Here is a 17578-nt window from a genome sequence, read left to right as displayed (position 1 = left end):
GGACCAGACCCCCCTGCTGGCGATCTGAGCCCTTCTACTTAGGTTCGACGCACCGATGGTGCGTTCGGTTCCATCAAGTTCGGAGAAATTTCCGAAACCTACGGCGAGATCGACACTGATCGCATCACTTCCTCGCACGCAGTACTGACAGTCCCCCATCCTCCCGAGCCGTGCTGGCAGCCGACGTTGGTCTGGACGCCATGGTCGAGAAGGACGTACCACCTGACGACGGAACCGTCGCCAGGAAGCTCTTGGTAACCGATCCCCCGGCGCCCGGCGAACACCACATCACGTTCCGGCGTACCGAACCGCCCGGGCTCGGCGCGCGAGATCCGCGCGGTGATGTCCCTAAGCACTTCATCATATCCAGCCTGCTCCGCGACAGTGTTGTACGTCACAGTAATTCGGCCGGGGGTGGCTGTCTGCGGAACGAGCGCGGCTCGGTCCGCCGGTGAGCCGGTGGCGAGGCGCCAGCCGGCCGGGATGTTGAAGGTCACGCGGCCCATCGTGTGCTGGGCGGGAGTCGCGGCCGGCTGGGTGGTCGATGGCTTCGGAGACAGGGGCTCCGGTGCGGTGGACACCGTTGTCGGCGTGCTCTGGGTGGCCGTGGCCGCGTCGGCGTCGCTGTCGCGGGTCGCCACGACCGCGACGATGCCCGCGGTGACGACCACCAGCGATATCGCCGCCGCGGCAATGATTTTGGCGGTGCTGTGGCGTGGCGCGGGCGCGGTGGCGGCGGCGCGTTCACGGAGGGTGCCCACCCATTCCGCGTTCTGCGCCGGGATCGGGCGTGCCCGGTCGTCGGTGAGTCCGGATTGCGGCAGCAGCAGGGCGGTGAAGGCCACTGGCTGGACCAGCGGAGTGGGCTGGGTGGTCCAGGTTTCGGCGGCGAACTCGCGCAGGCGCTCCAGCAGGTGATCGTCGGTCGGGCCGACGATCAGCACCGAGGTCGGCTTGGAACCGTCGGCGACCTCGCCGATCATGGCCGCCAGGCGATCGATGTCGTCGTCGTTCCAGTCGCCGGCGCCCAGGGTGGGTTCGTGCGCGCAGGCCGCGACCGAGATCTGGTCCCGGGAACGGTCGACCGCGCTCACCGTGACGGCCAGCGGGTCGATTTCGACGACGACGACGAACTCGGTGGTCGCGAGGGGCTGGCGCAGCCGGGCCACGCGGGCCGCGATCGGCTCCAGCGCGACCGAACCCGAGTACCTGCCGAACGAACGGGCGAAGCTGGAGCTGCGGGCCGTCGACCACGAACTGGGATGCGCGACACCGATACTCGCGCCGGGCGGCGTCGGTGCGACGCCGGCGAGGACATCGTCGACGACCGCGTCGGTGGCCGCGGCGATGGCGAGCGGCTGCGGCTCGTAGCCGATCCATGCCGAGTCGGCCAGTGAGAGCGCCGAGATCGCCGGTTGCGACGGGCCGGTGGGCGCGCCGACCAGGATGCCGTTCGGCACCGGCATCACCGTGGGAGCGACATCCACGTGCCGGGCCGCGGTGCGCGCCAAGATGCGCGCATCGCTGACCACGACGTCGATGTCGGTCACAAGGCCGGTGCCCATGCCAGCTGCACCAGATCGATCGCGTTCCTGGTGACCAGGGTTCCGCGGCCCGGCGGCATCGCGCTCGCGCGCACCGTGCCGAAGAGCTGGCCTTCGTCGCGGCTACCGCTCATCACCAGGCCGATGCAACCGACGTCGCGCATCCGCGACACCACCGGCTCGTACAGCGCCCTCGACGCGCCGCCGGATCGGCGGGCGATGATCAGGTGGAAGCCGATGTCCTTGGCGTGCGGGATGAATTCGACCAGGGGCGAGAGCGGGTTACCCGACGGGGTGACGACCAGGTCGTAGTCGTCGATGATCAGGTAGAGCTCGGGGCCGGTCCACCACGAACGCGCGCGCAGTTCCTGCTGGGTGATGTTGGCACCCGGCATGCGGGACTTGAGGATCCCGACGACCTGCTGGACGAACGGGGTGAGCACTTCCGCCGAGGGCGCATAGCCGGCCAGGTGGTTGGTCTCGATGGTGCCGAGCAGGGTGCGCCGGTAGTCACCCAGGATGATCTTGGCCTGCGCCGGTTCGTTCGACTCGACGAGACCCTGCACGATGCCACGCAGCAGCGCGGTCTTACCGCATTCACTGTCACCGAAGACCAGGAAGTGCGGCGTATCCGCCAGATTGAGCATGACCGGCGCGAGCTCGGACTCGTTGACACCGATCGGCACCAGCATGTTCGGCCGCGACCGGTCGACCTCCGCTGGCCAGTTGCGCATGCCACGCAGCAGGTCGGTGCGGTCGAGCAGGTCCGGCAGCGTGCGGGTGCCGGGGGCCGGGCGGCCGGGGGTGCGCTGGGCGATCAGTTCGACCGCGTGCGCGACACCGGCGCTGAGGTCGAGCGGGTCGGAGCTGCCGTCGACCCGGGGCAGGGCCATCAGCATGTGCAGCGCGTCCGGCGTGATACCGCGGCCGGGACGGCCCTGCGGAACCAGCGCGGCGAACTTGCGGCCGATGTCGGAGTCCATCGGGTCACCCAGGCGCAGCTCGATGCGGGTGGCGATCTGGTCCTTCAGCGCCGGCCGGGCTTCCATCCACCGCGACAGGCCGATGACGACGTGCACGCCGTACGAAAGGCCTTGCAGGGCAAGGTTGGTGATCTGCTGTTCGAGTGCCTCGTAGTCCTGGCGGATCGTGCCGAAACCGTCGATGACGAGGAAGGCGTCGCCGTACGGGTCGGCGTGCGCGCCCGCCGCGGCGGGGCTGCTGTTGGGGTCCATCGCGCGCAGGCGCCGGTATTCGACCATGGACTCGATGCCCAGCTGGTGGAAGCGCTGCTCGCGCTGCCGCACCAGGGTGCTCATCTCGGCGACGGTGCGGCGGACCTTGTCCGGGTCGAGGCGGTTGGCCACGGAGCCGACGTGCGGCAGCCCTTCCAGGCTGGACAGCGTGCCACCACCGAAGTCGAGGCAGTAGAACTGGACCTGCTCGGCGGTGTGCGTCATCGACATCGACATGACCAGCGAACGCAGAGCCGTCGACTTGCCCGACTGCGGACCACCGACGATCGCGACGTGGCCGCGGGCACCCGACAGGTCCAGCATCATCGGGTCGCGACGCTGGTCGTACGGGCGGTCGACGATGCCGATCGCGGCGCGCAGGGTGGCGATCGGCGAGTACTCGCCGGTGATGATCGAGCGCGGGTTCAGCTGGTCCAGGGTCGGCGCGTCGTCGAGCGGCGGCAGCCAGATCTCGTGGGCGGGGCGGCCGTGGCCGCTGATCCGGGACACCAGCATGTTCAGGTTCGACATTTGGTCGGCGTCGTCGCCGGTGGGCTCCGGCTCGTAGGTCGACTCCGGGGCGACCGGGACGCGGTCGGAGGTGCGGAAGGCGACGTGGTTGGCGCTGAACGGGCGTGCGTTGACGTCGATCTCGCCGCCGACGATGCCCGCGCTGGTGACCTCGCGCTGCGAACCGCCGCCGACGTAGGGGCCGGAGACGTAGGAGGCCTGGAAGCGCTGGATCTCGCCGGAGTCGGCCTTGAGGTAGCCGCCACCGGGTGAGTTGGGCAGGTTGTAGGCGTCGGGGACACCGAGGACCTGGCGGGACTCGTTGGCGGAGAACGTCTTCAGGCCGATGCGGTAGGACAGGTGCGACTCGAGGCCCTTGAGCTTGCCCTCTTCCAGTCGCTGCGAGGCGAGCAGGAGGTGGACGTGCAGCGAGCGGCCGAGGCGGCCGATCATCACGAACAGCTCGGCGAAATCCGGGTGCTGGGTGAGGAGTTCGGAGAACTCGTCGAGCACGACGAACAGGGCAGGCAGCGGATCGAGGTCGGCGCCGGCGGCGCGGGCCTTCTCGTACTCGGAGACGTTGGCGAAGTTGCCCGCCTGGCGAAGGACTTCCTGGCGGCGGTTCATCTCACCCGCCAGCGCGTCCTTCATACGGTCGACGAGGTCGGCCTCGTCTTCCAGGTTGGTGATGACCGCGGCGACGTGCGGGACGCCGTCGAGACCGAGGAAGGTGGCACCACCCTTGAAGTCGACCAGGACCAGGTTGAGCTGGTCGGGCGAGTGGGTGGCGAGCAGGCTGAGCACCAGGGTGCGCAGGAACTCGGACTTACCGGAACCGGTGGCGCCGATGCACAGGCCGTGCGGGCCCATGCCGTTCTCGGCGGCTTCCTTGATGTCGAGTTCGACCGGAGCGCCGTCGGCACCGAGGCCGAACGGCACGCGCAGACGCTCGCGTCCATAGCGCGGACGCCAGGCGCTGGCCGGGTTGAAGTTGCCGATGTCGCCCAGGCTCATCAGCTGGGACCACGTCGAAATGGCCTCGGAATCGTCGGTTTCGACGTCGCTGCTGCGCTGGGTGGCGGCGCGGTAGGGGGCGAGGCGGCGGGCGGCCTGCTGGGCCTGCTCGGCGCTGACGCGGTCGATGGTGGCGAAGCGCTCCTGGTTGCCGGTGGCGCCGCGGCCGAGGCATTCGCCGTCCTCGACGACCATCTTGATGCCGCGCGAAACGGCAAGGCGGGGTGCGTAATTGCACAGGTCGATGATGGTGACGCCCTCGAAGCCGGATTCGCGGAGCTGGTCGTCCTCGGCCTCGAGCAGGCCGCCGTCGACGACGATCACCACGTGCACCAGGTTCGGGTTGTTCGGCTGGTTACGCGAGTAGCGCACGCGGTTGCCGAGCAGCGGGTGCAGGCTGCTCAGCGCCTCGCGGATGGAGCCGTAGAACATGCGCTGGGTGCCGATGCCGTCGGAGACGTCGGGGTGCTGGGTGTGCGGGAGCCACTTGGTCCACTCCCACTCGCGTGCGGTGTCGGGGCCGCAGACCACGGCGACGAGCACCTGGTCGGGCGCCTGGAACATGCACAGCTGCAACAACATCGCGCGGGTCATGTCGCGAGCCTGGGCGCGGTCGCCGTCGAGGGCGATGGTGCCGAAGCCCTTCACCGCGATCGCGGTGGGCAGGTCGGGGACCGTGGAGTGGGCGCGGACGAAGCGGCGCAGGGAGACCGCGGCGATCGGTTCGAGCTCTTCGACGGGGCCGGTCTCCGGGGCGACCAGGCGGGTGGCCAGGCGCTGACCGCCGAGGCCGATGCGGGCGTGGCAGAAGTCCTTGTCGCCGGAGCGGCGCTCCCACATGCGGCTGGTGCCGGCGAGCATCCAGATCAGGCCGGGCTCGGGGTGGCTCCACTCGACGGCGGCGCGCTGCTGCTTGGCGGTCTCGTCGACGTCCTTGCGGACCTGGTCGAGGTAGCGCAGGTAGTCCTTGCGGTCCTCGTTGGCCTCGGCGGCCTTGGCGCCCTTGCCGCTGCCCTGGCCGAACATGGTGACCATCGACATGATCATCATCAGCGGGAACATCATCGACATCGGGTTGGACAGCATGCCGCTGCCCTGGGTGAACATCAGCGCCATCATGCCGACCATGCCGACGACCATGACGACGGGCATCATCTTCATCAGCAGGTTGCCGGGCGTGATCCGGGGGATCTCGGGCGGCGGCTGCAGGGTGACCTCACCGCCGGGCGTGCGTGGCATCTCGCGCCGGGCACGGCGTTGGAACCGTACTGTGCTCATGGTCGAAGACTCCCCCTGCTTGACTACTCGCTGTCTTCCCTCGCGACGGGCTCAGTGTAGAGGTCGCGGCCGACATGTCGTATGGTTCGTCAGGCATTCTGCTGTCCGAACGGTGAGTTCCGCAAACTGTCGATCGCCCGAGGGGTCGAGCGGAAACACGAGGTAGAGACGGAGTTGGGGGAGTTTTGACGCACGCGCGACTCGATCATCTCGAGGAGGATTCCGCGCGCGGCATTGTTCGCGCACCGGATCTGGCCCGAGTGACGATCCTGGCCAAGCACACGCAGGTCGACATGGCGATTCCGGTCGACGTGCCGGTCGCGCTCGTCATTCCGAGCGTGGTCGACATGGTCGCTCAGCACAGCCGGTCCAACGATTTCGACAACGACGGCGAGCGCTACGAGCCCGCCGAATGGGTGCTCGCGCGCATCGGTCATCCGCCGTTCTCGAATTCGCTCAGCCTCGGCGAGCACGGGGTGCGCGACGGCGAACTCCTCATGCTGGAGAGCGCTTCGCACACCGCGCCGACGCCGCTGTTCGACGACATCATGTACAACGTCGCGATCGCCGACGCCGACCACTACCGCAGCTGGACCCCGAAGACCGCGCGCATCACCGGTTCGGTGCTCGCCGCGGTCACCATGCTGGTCGGCTGCTTCGGTCTGCTCACCGCCCCGGACGCGCTGCCGTTCTGGGTGACCGGTTCGCTCGCGCTGCTGGTCGCGATCCTGTGCGTGGTCGCGGGCACGGTGCTCAGCCGCATGTACGGCGACACCTCGGCCGCGCTGGTGCTCGGCGGCTGCGCGCTGCCGACCGCGTTCACCGCGGGCATGCTGCTGGTCCCCGATCATTACGGCTGGGCGCATCTGCTGCTCGGCGCGACGCTGTTCGGCGCGACCGCGGTGCTGGCCTGGCGGGTCACCGGGGTCGGCCTCGCGCTGTTCATCGGCGCGGCCGCGGCCTCGGTGTTCGTCATTCCGGCGGCGCTGGTCGGGCTGCTCACCGAGCAGCCGGTCAAGGCCATCGGTGCCGTCGTCGCTGCGGTCGGGCTGGCGGGGCTCTCGCTGTCGCCGCGGGTGTCGATGCTGCTGGCGAAGCTGCCGCTGCCGCCGGTCCCCTCCCCCGGCACCCCGATCGACCCGACCGAGGACGACCCGGACGACCACCGCGCGCTGCCCACCCTGGACGCGCTGCGCGCCAGGTCGGAGCGGGCCCGCAACTACCTCGCCGGACTGGTCACCGCGACCACGCTGGTCACCGTCGTCGGCGCGCTGCTGGCGATCGACGCGACCGCGGACGACCCGTACTGGCCCGGCATCGCGCTCGCGCTGGTCTGCGCGGCGGTGCTGATGTTCCGCAGCCGCACCTACGCGGGCGCCGAACAGGCGATCGTGCTGATCGCGGGTGGCGCGTCGATCGTGCTGATCATGCTGGTTGGTGTCGCGCTCGAAATGCGCCAGCCGCTGGTGGTTTTCGGTGCCGCGCTGGCGATCCTGGTCGCCGCGCTGGTGATCGGCCTGATCGTGCCGAACCAGTCGGCGACGCCGCCGATGCGCCGGGCGGTCGAGCTGCTCGAGTACGCGTTCGTCGCCGCGGTGCTGCCGCTGGTGTTCTGGGTCGCCGAGCTCTACTCCCTCGTCCGCGGGCTGTGAACGCGAGCCTGCGCGTCGCGGCGGCGGCCGTGGCGCTCGGTGTCGGCGCGTCGTTCGGGCTGGGCGCGGCGCCCGCCTCGGCCGACCGGCCGCCCGCCGCCGATCCAGCGAACCTGCCCGCCGGTGATCCGGCCGCGCCGCCGGAGAAGACCGAGGTCGGTTCGAACGCGGTGTGCACCACGGTGGCCACCGGTGGCGACGGGCCCGCCATCCCGGACGCGCAACGGTCCCTCGATCTGGCGCGGGCGTGGGAGTTCTCCCGCGGCGCCGGACAACTGATCGCGGTGATTGACACGGGCGTGAGCAGGCACGATCGCCTGCCCGACATGATCGCGGCGGGTGACTTCGTCGCCAATTCCGGTGACGGCGCCGAGGATTGCGACGCGCACGGCACCTTCGTGGCCGGGTTGATCGCGGCGACCCAGGTGCCCGGCCAGGGCTTCGCCGGGGTGGCCCCGGAGGCTCGCATCCTCACGATCCGGCAGACCAGCAAGATGTATCAGAAGGAAGGCGCCAACCGGAACAAGGCGCCCGAGGACCTGCCCGACGGCTACGGCAACCTGAACACGATGGCCTCGGCCATCCGGCGCGCGGCCGATATGGGCGCGGGCGTCATCAATGTCTCCGAAGTGTGGTGTGGCACCAACAAGGACGTCAACGACCGGGCGATCGGCGCCGCGCTGCAGTACGCGGTCGAGGTGAAGAACGCGGTTCCCGTTGTCGCGGCGGGCAATTCGGATACCTGCAAGACCGCGAACACGGTGATCGATCCGCTGGAGCCGAACGCGGACCCATGGACCAAGACCTCGATGAACGTCAGCCCGGCGCGCTGGGACGACTACGTGCTGGCCGTCGGCTCGATCGACGCGAACGGCGCACCGTCGAAGTTCACCGTCGCCGGACCGTGGCTCAGCGTCGCGGCGCCCGGCGAGAACATGACGTCGCTGAACCCGCGCGGACCCGGCACCGCGACCGGAACGGTGAACCAGCAGGGCCAGACCGGCCCGATCAGCGGCACCAGTTTCGCGACCCCGCTGGTGTCCGGTGTGGTGGCGCTGGTGCGGGCGCGGTTCCCCGAGCTCAGTGCCAAAGAGGTGATGAAGCGGATCCAGGCGACCGCGCACGCGCCCGCCGAGGGCTGGAACCAGTACATCGGCTACGGCAGCGTCGATCCGATCGCGGCGCTCACCGCCGAGGTCACCGGGCCGCTGCCGCCCAAGAAGCCGTCACCGGCCAAGCAGGTGCAGCTCGCGGTGCCGGCGCCGGCGCCGGTGCCGGACAACACGGCCAGGAACGTCGGGTTGATCGGCGCGGGTGTGGTCGGGCTGTTGTTCGTTCTCGGCATGCTCGCCTCGTTCCCGATCCGGCGTCGGTTCGGCGTCCGCGAGGACACCTGAGGTAGCGGACGCGGTACCGTCCTGGTCGAGCGCACTACGCGCAGCCCGTCGACCCAGGTAGCAGTATGGATCCGTTGACCACAGAGCAGCGCCCGCAGACCCGCAGACAGCGCTGGGAGCAGGCGACCAACCTGCCGATGATGACGCTGGCAGTGCTGTTCCTGCTGATGTACGCGTGGCGGGTGCTCGACACCGATGCCTCGCCGACGCTGGACGCCTGCCTGGTGTGGGCCGATGTCGCGATCTGGGCGGTGTTCGCGGTGGACTTCGCGGTCCGGCTGCGGCTGTCCACCGATCGGCGCCGGTTCGTCCGCAAGCACCCGCTCGATCTGCTCGTCGTGCTTGTCCCGCCGTTTCGCCCGCTGCGCCTGGTGCGCGCCGCGCTGCTGTTGCTCGACACGCTCAACCGGGCGATGCATCCGCGGACCCGGCTGGTCGCCTTCGTCGGCACCGGTTCGCTGCTGATCCTGCTGTTGTCGAGCCTGGCCTTCTTCGACGCCGAATTCGGTGCGCCCGACAGCAAGATCACGAGTTTCGGTGACGCGCTGTGGTGGTCGGCGGTCTCGGTGACGACCGTCGGCTACGGCGACGTCTACCCGGTGACCTTCGAGGGCAGGCTGGTGGCGCTGGTCCTGATGACGCTGGGCATCGGCCTGATCTCCTTCGCCATCGGCACCATGACCAGCTGGTTCGTCGAGCAGCTCAAGACTGTCGACGCGACCGACCGCGCCGAGCGCACACTGGCCGAACTCGTCGACGAAGTGCGCGAATTGCGTTCGGAGGTCGCCGAATTGCGGGCGCGGTCGGAACCGCCGCCCGTCGGCTGACTACTTGCTGTTGGCGACGGTGGCCACCGGCTGCTTGGCCGGTGACGAGTCGGGGGCGACGCCGTCGTGCGCGACCATCGCGTCCTCCCGGCCCAGGCTCGGGCCGCCGGCGAGCAGCCCGACGATCGGCCACGGCGCCGGCTCGGCCTTCACGTTCTCCAACCCGAGGGCCTTCACCGCGTCGGAGTTCTTGATGCCGAAGCGGACTCCGGTGTCGGCGATGTAGAACAGGCTGTCCTTGCGACGGCTGTCCGGTTCGATGCCGGTGGTCTGGACGTAGGCGCCCGAGGCGGGCGGAATGTAGACCGAATCGGCCTTGGGGCCGGAGCCGTCGGCCTGGGCGAGGCTGACCAGCTTGGCCTTGTCCGGGATGGGCAGGTCGATGCCGGTGAGCACGGTCAGTTCGGCGCGCGCGGTGGCGTCGTTGTTGTCGATGGCACCGGGGATCGGCTTCCAGGACAGGCAGCTGACCGACTGGTCCTTGGCGGTGACCAGGGTCGGCCGTTCCTTGGGGTAGTTGTCGACCTTCAGTGCCTGCGAGACCGGCGCGTTCACCCGTTCGGTGTTCTGGATGGTGGTGCCCGCCATCGTCGAGTTGACCGAGTTGCGGATGATCTGCGCCGTCACCGGCGAGATGGGCTGCAGGCCGTCCTGCAGCACGACGAAGTCCTGGTTCGGCGCGTTGAACACCTGGACGACATCACCGATCCGGTGGCCGCTGACGTTGTAGGTCGGCACCCCACCCGGGTTGGCGATGACCGGCGAGATGACAGGCAGCACCTCGGGAATCGCGTTGAGCACACCCTCGCTGATGGTGCGCGGGGTGACACCGGCGATGCCGAGCGCGAGCGTGACCGCCGGGTCGCTCATGTTCACCTTGGCGCGCTTGCCGTCGAAGACGAGGAACACATCGTCCTTGGCCTTGACCAGCAGCGCCTTGTTCGACGGCATCGCCGAGGCCTTGTCGCCGAGATCGAGCGAACCGGCCAGCACCGAGGTGGTCAGATCGGCGGTGCCGTCGGACTTGAGCTGATCGCACACCGACCACTGACGGCCCTTGCCGTCCTTGTCGTACAGCAGCGACGTCGGGGCACCGGGGATGCCGATCAGCTGACCGCGCGGCTTCTTGCCGAGCTCGGACTCCTTGACGATGACGGCCTTGGCCGCCTCACCGGCGGCGAGCCGGGCCGAGGCCAGGTTGAGCGCGGGGTGCACGACATTCTCGATGACGACGTAGACGCCACCGGATTCCTTGCCGATCAGGATCTTGTTGTCGCCGATCTTGTCCTGCGGGCGCAGCAGCGCGAGGATGCCGCAGCCCGCCAGCACCACCAGGCCGAGCACCAAACCCACCGCGTAGGCCCGGGACTGGGCGCGCATCGGATCGTGCAGCATGCGCACGTCCCGGCGCACCAGGGCGTGCTCCATCCGCCGCACCAGGAAGCGGTAGCCGCTGACCTGCCAGCGTGTAGTGGGTTTTGAAGGCATGGTTCCTCCCCCGAACAGTGCTCTCGTCCGGGCAACACAGTACAGTTCCCGGCAGCACTTGTTCACATTCGGGGGAGGAACCAATGGCCGAGTACACCGGTGCTGGTCCACGTCCACTGTTCGGTCGCATCTCGTTGGCGCAGCTGCTCATCGCGCAGGTGCTCGGCTTGACCGTCGGGCTCATCGCCCTGGTCTGCGGCCTCGGACCCTTCCCCGCCCTCGGCATCGCGGTCGTCGTCGCGGTCATCCCGTTGATCCCGATCGGCAAGCGCACCGTGTTCGACTGGCTCGGCACGATCCGCCGCTACTTCGGCAAGCGCGAATACACCCTCGGCGACACCGTCGACTTCCGCGACACCGACGGCCGCTCGCTCGGCCTGTACTGGGACGGAAGCCGGGTGGTCACCGTGGTCGAGGTGCTGCCGCCCAAGGGCGGGCTGACCAGGATCGCCCGCAACGCCGTGCACGCCTCCCACCTGCTCCCCCTGCCCGAGCTGGCCGCCTGCCTGCACCAGCACGACATCCTGCTCAGCGGCATCGACATCATCAGCCACGGGCACCGCAGCCGCTCCGGCACACCGGCGGGCGCGATCTACGAGTCGCTGCTCGGCCCGCTGCCCGCGACCGCGCACCGCACGGTCTGGCTCGCGATCAGCTACGACTCGGTGCAGTGCCCCGACGCGACGGCCCGGCGCGGCGGCGGAACCGACGGCGCGTCCCGCGCGGTCACCATCGCCACCCAGCGCATCATGCGCACGCTCGAAGACGCCGATTGCAGCGCTCGCATCCTCACCGCGCCGGAGATCCGCAAGGCCGTCCAGCAGATCACCGCCGGTCTGGACCCGCGCACGCTGACCCAGCGGTGGAAGTTCGCCGAGATCGGCAACACCGTCAATATCGGTAGCGCGGTGGATCCCAAGCAGCTCGGCTCGGACCTGCTCGCCCAGCTGTGGGTCGCGCCCTCGCGCGGCACGACGGTCGCGGTGCGGCTGCGGCCCGGTAGCGACGCCGAGTCGGTGAGTGTCGGTGCCGCATGGCGGTTGACCGCGCGTGAGCTGCCGGAGAAGACCACGACCAAGGGCATGGTCTCGATGAACGGCCGCCACCGCGACGCGCTGCTCGCGCACCTGCCGATCGCGGTGCCCGGCGTGGACGACACCGTGCCGACCACCGAGTACCCGATCGATGTCATCGGCGCGCTGCACCTGCCGTCGGCGGGCTGCGGCCAGCTGCTCGGCTCCGACGACGAGGGCAACGGCGTCGCCACCAGGATCATCGGCGCCGGTATCTCCTCGGTCTATGTGGCGGGCGAGCTGTATCTGGCCCAGCAGCTGGTGTTCCGCGCGCTGGCGGTCGGCGAGCGGGTGCTGGTGCGCACCGATCGCGCGCACGCCTGGGAGCAGCTGGTCAGCACGGTCGGCAACCCGGAGCGCCTGACCATCGCGGTCGAAACGCACCAGTCCGACGCGGGTTTCACCGCCACCGTCGTCGACGGTGTGCTGGCGCCGGCGCCGCACGCCGGTGTCACCACCATCTACCTGACCGGCGATCCGAACGGCTGGCCCGCTTCCCGTCCCGACCTGGAGATCTTCCAGCCGGGCGCGATCGGCAACCGGGTGGTGCTGCGCACCGGGACGACCAGGGTCAACCTCACGCTGGTGTCGATCCCGCGCGAGGCGACCTACATCGGGCAGCCGCGCGGACAGCGCACGATGGCGCCGGCCTGACCGGTCAGCCCGGGTAGGGGTCGGCGCTGCGGGCAGCCCGCAAAGTCCGTCCCCACCAGGCCAATTGGCCGAGCATCCGCGCACTCGCGTCGATCGCGGCGTGGTCATCGGTGGTGCCGTCGGCGCCGAAGCGCCGCTTGGCCTGGGCGAAGCTCACCGATTCGCGCACCGAGACCATGTGCAGTTCGGCGACCACCTGACGCAACTGCTCGACGGCCCGCAGGCCGCCCGAGAGACCGCCGTAGGAGACGAAGCCGATCGGCTTGGCCCGCCACTCCCGTTTGGCGCTGTCCAGGGCCGTTTTCAGGGACGCGGGATATCCGTGGTTGTACTCGGAGGTGACGACCGCGAAGGCGTCGGCGGCGGCGAGCCGCTCCCGGAACGCGTCGACCTCGGGGGTCTCGGTGAGCTCGACGGGCAAGGCGATGTCACGCAGATCGAGGACCCCGACCTCGAATTCCGGCCGCTCGGCGAGCACACCGAGGAACCAGTCGGCCACCACGGGCGCGAATCGCTCCGGCCGGGTACTGGCGACGACGACCTCCAACCGCAACGGTGTGTCCATACCGCGAGCTTATCGATGGACCCCCGCCCCGCGGCGCGCGGCGGATCGGGCACGATGGGCGCAGGCGATTTGGTTCGATATCCGCAGGTGGGGAGTGAACGAAGGGGGCAGCACAGGTGATCATCGGGCAGTGGCAGCTGGTCGAGACGCTCGGCGCGACGTGGTCGATGCTGAGCACGGGGACGACGCCGCGCGAGTGGGCGTCGTATCCGCGCGCGATCCCGGCCGCGCTGCAACCGATGATCGCCACCGCCCACGATTCCGGCACACCGGTCGACCGGGTGCTGCCGAAATCCCGGCAACCGTGGTCGGAGTTGCGGTTACGGGCCGAGCCGGTGGTCTGGCCGGGTGCCGGGACCCACGCGGTGAAGGTCTGGGTGGGTGAGCAGGCGCCCACCGAGGATCTCGGGGTCGGGATGTTCCGGGTCGACGCGCAGGCCAGGGTGGTGCACACCCGGCCCGCCGGGCTCGGCGCCCATCTCGGTTCCGTGCCACTCGAATTCACCGGCGCCGAAGCCTTCCAGCGGATCGAGCGATTCGATCGCGCGCTGGATATCGTTGCCGCCCTGACCCGCTCGGAACCGGACAGCCGCTGGTCGGCCATCGCGACCGTGCACTCGACGGCGGGGCCGCGGTCGCTGTTCGTCGCGGCCCGCAACGGGACCGCGGCGCAGCGGTTCTCGTGGCGTGGCCTCACGGTGGACGTCACCGACAGCATTGCCCCGCAACCCAAGTCCTTCGAGGCCGCCACGCTCGCGCTGCTGCGCGACACCCAGCCGGGTCTGTACCTGTGCATCCTCGACACCGCGCAGGTCCGGCAGGTGCGCTGGGTCACCGAGCCGGTGCCCGGCCTGCGCTGGCGCGGGATCGACGAGCGGCTGATCCCGCACCCCGAGGACCGGGCCCGGATCGTCGCGGCCAGGGCGGAGATCCTGGCGGGCGCGGCCCGCGCGGGCATGACCGGGGTGCGCCTGGCGGCGGAGTCGGGCGGCTGGCTGATCGCCGACGTCGAGGTGACGCCGCTGCCCGCGGGCGCCGACGGCGCGGCGCCCGCGTTCGTGCTTGCTCAGTTGCAGGTCACCGCGCCGGCCCGGTGATCAGGGCAGCTCGAAGGGCAGCGACACCCCGGCGTGCACGCGGCAGCGCTCGCAGGTGTCCTCGCCGTCGACCGCCGCGACCGCGCGCCTCAGCAGTTCCTTGAACGGGCCGAGGTTCTTCTTGAACTCGGCGAAGACGTCGACCGCGTGCACGCCGTCGCCTTCCTCGAGGCCCGCGTCCAGGTCGGTGATGAGAGCGACCGCGGCGTAGCACATCTCGAGTTCACGGGCGAGCACGGCTTCGGGGTGGCCGGTCATGTTGACCAGGTCCCAGCCCTGCCCGGCGAACCAGCGGCTCTCGGCCCTGGTGGAGAAGCGCGGGCCCTGCACGACGACCATCGTGCCGGAGTCCTCGACGCGCAGATCGTCACCGGCGGACTTCACCGCGGCGGTGCGCAGGTCGTCGCAGTAGGGGTCGGCGAAGGAGACGTGCACGCCGCCGCCGTCGAAGTAGGTCTGCGGGCGGCCCGAGGTCCGGTCGACGAGCTGATCGGGCACGGCGACGGTGCCCGGCCCCCAGTCGGCGCGCAGGCTGCCGACGGCGCACGGCGCGAACACCCGGCGCACGCCGAGCGAGCGCAGGGCCCACATATTGGCCTGGTAGGGCAGGGTGTGCGGGGCGAACTCGTGCTGCTTGCCGTGCCGCGGCAGGAACGCGACGGCACGACCGTCGACCTCGCCGATGGCGACCGGGGCGCTCGGCGCGCCGTACGGTGTGTCGACCTCGACGTGCACCGCGTCGTTGTCGAAGAAGTCATAGAAACCGCTGCCGCCGATGACGGCGAGTGCGGGCCGGGGAAGCGAACTCATACCGGTGATTCTCCCGTCCGGGCAGGTCGCGCGCATCACCGGGACCGCGACACCGGCCGCATCTGACATTTCCCGCCGGAAACTGTACCCTAGGGGGGTATCAGCTCGGTACTCCGAGCACCCCGTCAGGCGAGGAGACCTCCGGTGACCGAACCCACCCCCGACACCACGACCGGCGGCGAGCACACGGGCCACTCGGGCCACGGCTACATCACCGCCAAAGAGGACTACCTCAAGCGCCTGCGCCGCATCGAGGGCCAGTCACGCGGCCTGCAGCGGATGGTCGAAGAGGAGAAGTACTGCATCGACATCCTCACCCAGGTCTCGGCGATGACCAAGGCGCTCCAGGCCGTCGCGATGGGCCTGCTCGAGGACCACATCTCGCACTGCGTCGTCGACGCGGCCGTAGCGGGCGGCCCCGAGGCCGAGGCCAAGATCAAGGAGGCGACCGACGCGATCGCGCGCCTGGTCCGCTCCTGACCGTCCTCAGCAGGCCCGCATGAACCCCTGACCGTCCGTCCATGGGTTGGCCGACTCGTCGACGACGAAGTCGGCGAACAGCACCCCCGGTCGACCGGGTGGCAGCGGCCGAACCAGGTCGCGCCCGTCCGGACCGATGATCCGGGCGACCTCACCGCCGCCACTGAGCATCAGGTGCTCCGGCGAGCGCGCGTCGACGACCGACCAGCCGGTCATCGGGACCAGTGCGGTCGGCGCGATCACCACGGTCCGGCTGTCGCGTGCGTACTGTTCGCCGACCGTACTGTTCACCGCGATCGTGCTGTCGTCGTCGACCTCGTGATACACGGTGAAACCGGAGAACGCGGCGACGTGGACCTGCTCCCGCCACAGGTCCACGCGCCTTTCCGGGCACAGATGATCGGTGCCGCCGAGGACACCGATGCGGCCCAGCTCCGTGTGGTGCACCACCGGCGGCGCGATGCCGTCGGCGAACACCTCTCGCTCCAGCGAGGTGGGTGATCGCCTGTGCGACACCAGGATCCGGCCGTCGGGTCCGATCATCGCCTGCGCCAGATAGATCTCCGCACCCGCGCGCTCGGCGAAACCGAGCACCACATGCACCCCGGCCCACCGTGCCGCGTCGGCGATGGCGCGCATCTCGGCGCCGTCCCTGGTCATCGCGTTCGCCAGATACCGCGACCGGAATTCCGTTCCCCAGTCGACCGAGTTCAGCCACAGCCACCACGGATAGCCGGGCAGGAATGCCTCGGGAAAAGCGATCAACTGCGCGCCGCCCACCGCCGCGTCCTCGATGAAGCCGATCGTCTGCGCGACCCCGTCGGGCAGGTGCAACCACGTCGGCTCCGCCTGCACGGCCGCGGCGCGAACCCGAATCGCCATGGTGCCCGCTCCCCTGTCTCGCCTGTGAGATCCAGTGTCGTGCAGCGACTACGGCGATCCACAGACCTGCAGCGCCATCCCACTGACAACCAGTGCCAGCCGGCGGCTAGGCGAGATGGGTCTGCCGGTACTCGCGCGGAGTCATCCCCGTCTCCTGGTGGAAGACCCGGTAGAAATGCCGTTCCGAGGCGAACCCCGACGCGAACGCGACCGCGGCGGGCGCGTCGAACCGCCCGCGGGCGATCAACTCCTCGGCATGCCGGATACGCAGTCGGCGCAGGACGGTGTGCAGGCTCTCGCCCGGACCGCCGAAGAGGCGGAACAGCGTCCGGCGGGAAATGTGACAGGCCGCGGCGATCTCGTCGGCGGTGAGATCGGCATCGGTGTAGTTCTCGCGCAGGAAGGCCATGACGTGTTCGCGGTGCAGCGCCTCGCCGGGGGTGTCGACGGGCGCGGTGCCCGCGGCCAGCAGGACGGCGGAACCGAACAGATCGAGGGCGCCGCGCGCCAGCAGATCGGCCTGGTCGGGCGCGTCCTGCTGTAGCCGGGCCAGGTCACGGAAGAAGGCCGCGACCACCCCGGCCGCACCACCCGCGGGCAACGTGACGGCGGTCGGCATGGCCAGCCTGCCGAGTCCGGGCAGCTCGCGCAGCAGCCGGATCGGCACCTGCACATTCACCTGCCCGAACCGCTCACCTTCGGTCCAGTGATAGGGCCGCGACGTGTCGAAGAAGGTCATCTGACCGGGCAGGACGAGTGCCGAACGACCGTCCTGATTCAGGCGGGCGCGGCCCTCGGTCTGGATTCCGGCGAGCAGATACTGCTCGCCGGATCGGGCGATATGGCCGGTGTCGCGGCGGAATTCGTGATTGCGGCCGGTGAGCGTCGTCAGGTGACAGTCGGGCGCACCGGCGAGCGCCCCGGTGACGACCCGGCCGTAGAAGGGGCGGTCCGCGTAGGGGTGGACGGCGAGGGGCACGAAGGTCCGCTGCATGAGTGCTTCCCACTGCCCGAACGCGTCGCTGTGCGGCGTCGCCGAGGCGAACTCCGCCGTCATCGGTGCGATGGCCAT

Annotated in this window: 13 protein-coding genes; 6 read left to right on the top strand and 7 right to left on the bottom strand. The window is 69.9% G+C overall.

Translation table 11 applies throughout. The annotated features are described in order from the left end of the window. Window positions 1–98 precede the first annotated feature (98 nt). Together AB0H54_RS18385 and eccCa are read right to left on the bottom strand one after the other, a co-directional pair. Window positions 99–1565, bottom strand: coding sequence for a type VII secretion-associated protein (locus tag AB0H54_RS18385; RefSeq protein WP_357346516.1), 1467 nt, complete (start codon window positions 1563–1565; stop codon window positions 99–101). Next, window positions 1547–5581, bottom strand: a complete 4035-nt coding sequence (eccCa, locus tag AB0H54_RS18380; protein ID WP_357346515.1) for a type VII secretion protein EccCa — start codon at window positions 5579–5581, stop codon at window positions 1547–1549. The genes AB0H54_RS18385 and eccCa overlap by 19 nt, the downstream gene beginning before the upstream one ends. A 185-nt stretch (window positions 5582–5766) precedes the next feature. Here eccCa and eccD point away from each other — a divergent pair, with 185 nt between their 5' ends. The 3 genes from eccD to AB0H54_RS18365 all read left to right on the top strand — a co-directional run bounded on the left by eccD (window position 5767) and on the right by AB0H54_RS18365 (window position 9457). After that, on the top strand, window positions 5767–7233 hold the full coding sequence (gene eccD, locus AB0H54_RS18375) for a type VII secretion integral membrane protein EccD (RefSeq protein WP_357346514.1): 1467 nt from the start codon (window positions 5767–5769) through the stop codon (window positions 7231–7233). Continuing rightward, complete coding sequence (mycP, locus tag AB0H54_RS18370; protein WP_355271397.1) at window positions 7230–8630, top strand: type VII secretion-associated serine protease mycosin; 1401 nt, start codon at window positions 7230–7232, stop codon at window positions 8628–8630. Before eccD ends, mycP begins: the two co-directional genes overlap by 4 nt. 65 nt (window positions 8631–8695) lie before the next feature. Then, complete coding sequence (locus AB0H54_RS18365) at window positions 8696–9457, top strand: potassium channel family protein (protein ID WP_357346513.1); 762 nt, start codon at window positions 8696–8698, stop codon at window positions 9455–9457. Here the strand turns inward: AB0H54_RS18365 and eccB are convergent, their stop codons facing one another. Further along, window positions 9458–10945, bottom strand: coding sequence for a type VII secretion protein EccB (eccB, locus tag AB0H54_RS18360; RefSeq protein ID WP_357346512.1), 1488 nt, complete (start codon window positions 10943–10945; stop codon window positions 9458–9460). Window positions 10946–11028: 83 nt separating this feature from the next. Here eccB and eccE point away from each other — a divergent pair, with 83 nt between their 5' ends. Next, entirely contained in the window at window positions 11029–12672 is a 1644-nt protein-coding gene (gene eccE / locus AB0H54_RS18355; protein ID WP_357346511.1) for a type VII secretion protein EccE, read from the top strand. A gap of 4 nt (window positions 12673–12676) precedes the next feature. Here eccE and AB0H54_RS18350 read toward each other — a convergent pair whose 3' ends face one another. After that, on the bottom strand, window positions 12677–13237 hold the full coding sequence (locus AB0H54_RS18350) for an NAD(P)H-dependent oxidoreductase (RefSeq protein WP_357346510.1): 561 nt from the start codon (window positions 13235–13237) through the stop codon (window positions 12677–12679). A 116-nt stretch (window positions 13238–13353) separates the two neighbouring features. Between AB0H54_RS18350 and AB0H54_RS18345 the strand changes: the two genes are divergently transcribed. Continuing rightward, entirely contained in the window at window positions 13354–14334 is a 981-nt protein-coding gene (locus AB0H54_RS18345; protein ID WP_357346509.1) for a GAF domain-containing protein, read from the top strand. On the opposite strand, the gene AB0H54_RS18340 is transcribed toward AB0H54_RS18345, so the two are convergent. Further along, the gene (locus AB0H54_RS18340) at window positions 14335–15144 is read right to left on the bottom strand and encodes an S-methyl-5'-thioadenosine phosphorylase (protein ID WP_355271387.1); all 810 of its coding nucleotides are present in this window, start codon (window positions 15142–15144) and stop codon (window positions 14335–14337) included. It lies immediately after the preceding gene. Window positions 15145–15288: 144 nt separating this feature from the next. On the opposite strand from AB0H54_RS18340, the gene AB0H54_RS18335 reads away from it, so the two are divergent. Continuing rightward, complete coding sequence (locus AB0H54_RS18335; protein ID WP_357346508.1) at window positions 15289–15624, top strand: metal-sensitive transcriptional regulator; 336 nt, start codon at window positions 15289–15291, stop codon at window positions 15622–15624. A gap of 6 nt (window positions 15625–15630) precedes the next feature. Here the strand turns inward: AB0H54_RS18335 and AB0H54_RS18330 are convergent, their stop codons facing one another. Next, on the bottom strand, window positions 15631–16506 hold the full coding sequence (locus tag AB0H54_RS18330; RefSeq protein WP_357346507.1) for a nitrilase-related carbon-nitrogen hydrolase: 876 nt from the start codon (window positions 16504–16506) through the stop codon (window positions 15631–15633). A gap of 106 nt (window positions 16507–16612) precedes the next feature. Continuing rightward, entirely contained in the window at window positions 16613–17578 is a 966-nt protein-coding gene (locus AB0H54_RS18325) for a helix-turn-helix domain-containing protein (RefSeq protein WP_357346506.1), read from the bottom strand.

The sequence above is a fragment of the Nocardia sp. NPDC050718 genome (assembly GCF_040654235.1).
GTDB lineage: Bacteria > Actinomycetota > Actinomycetes > Mycobacteriales > Mycobacteriaceae > Nocardia.
Note: the sequence above shows the minus strand (reverse complement) of the source record. Positions and strands in the feature narration are given on the sequence as shown.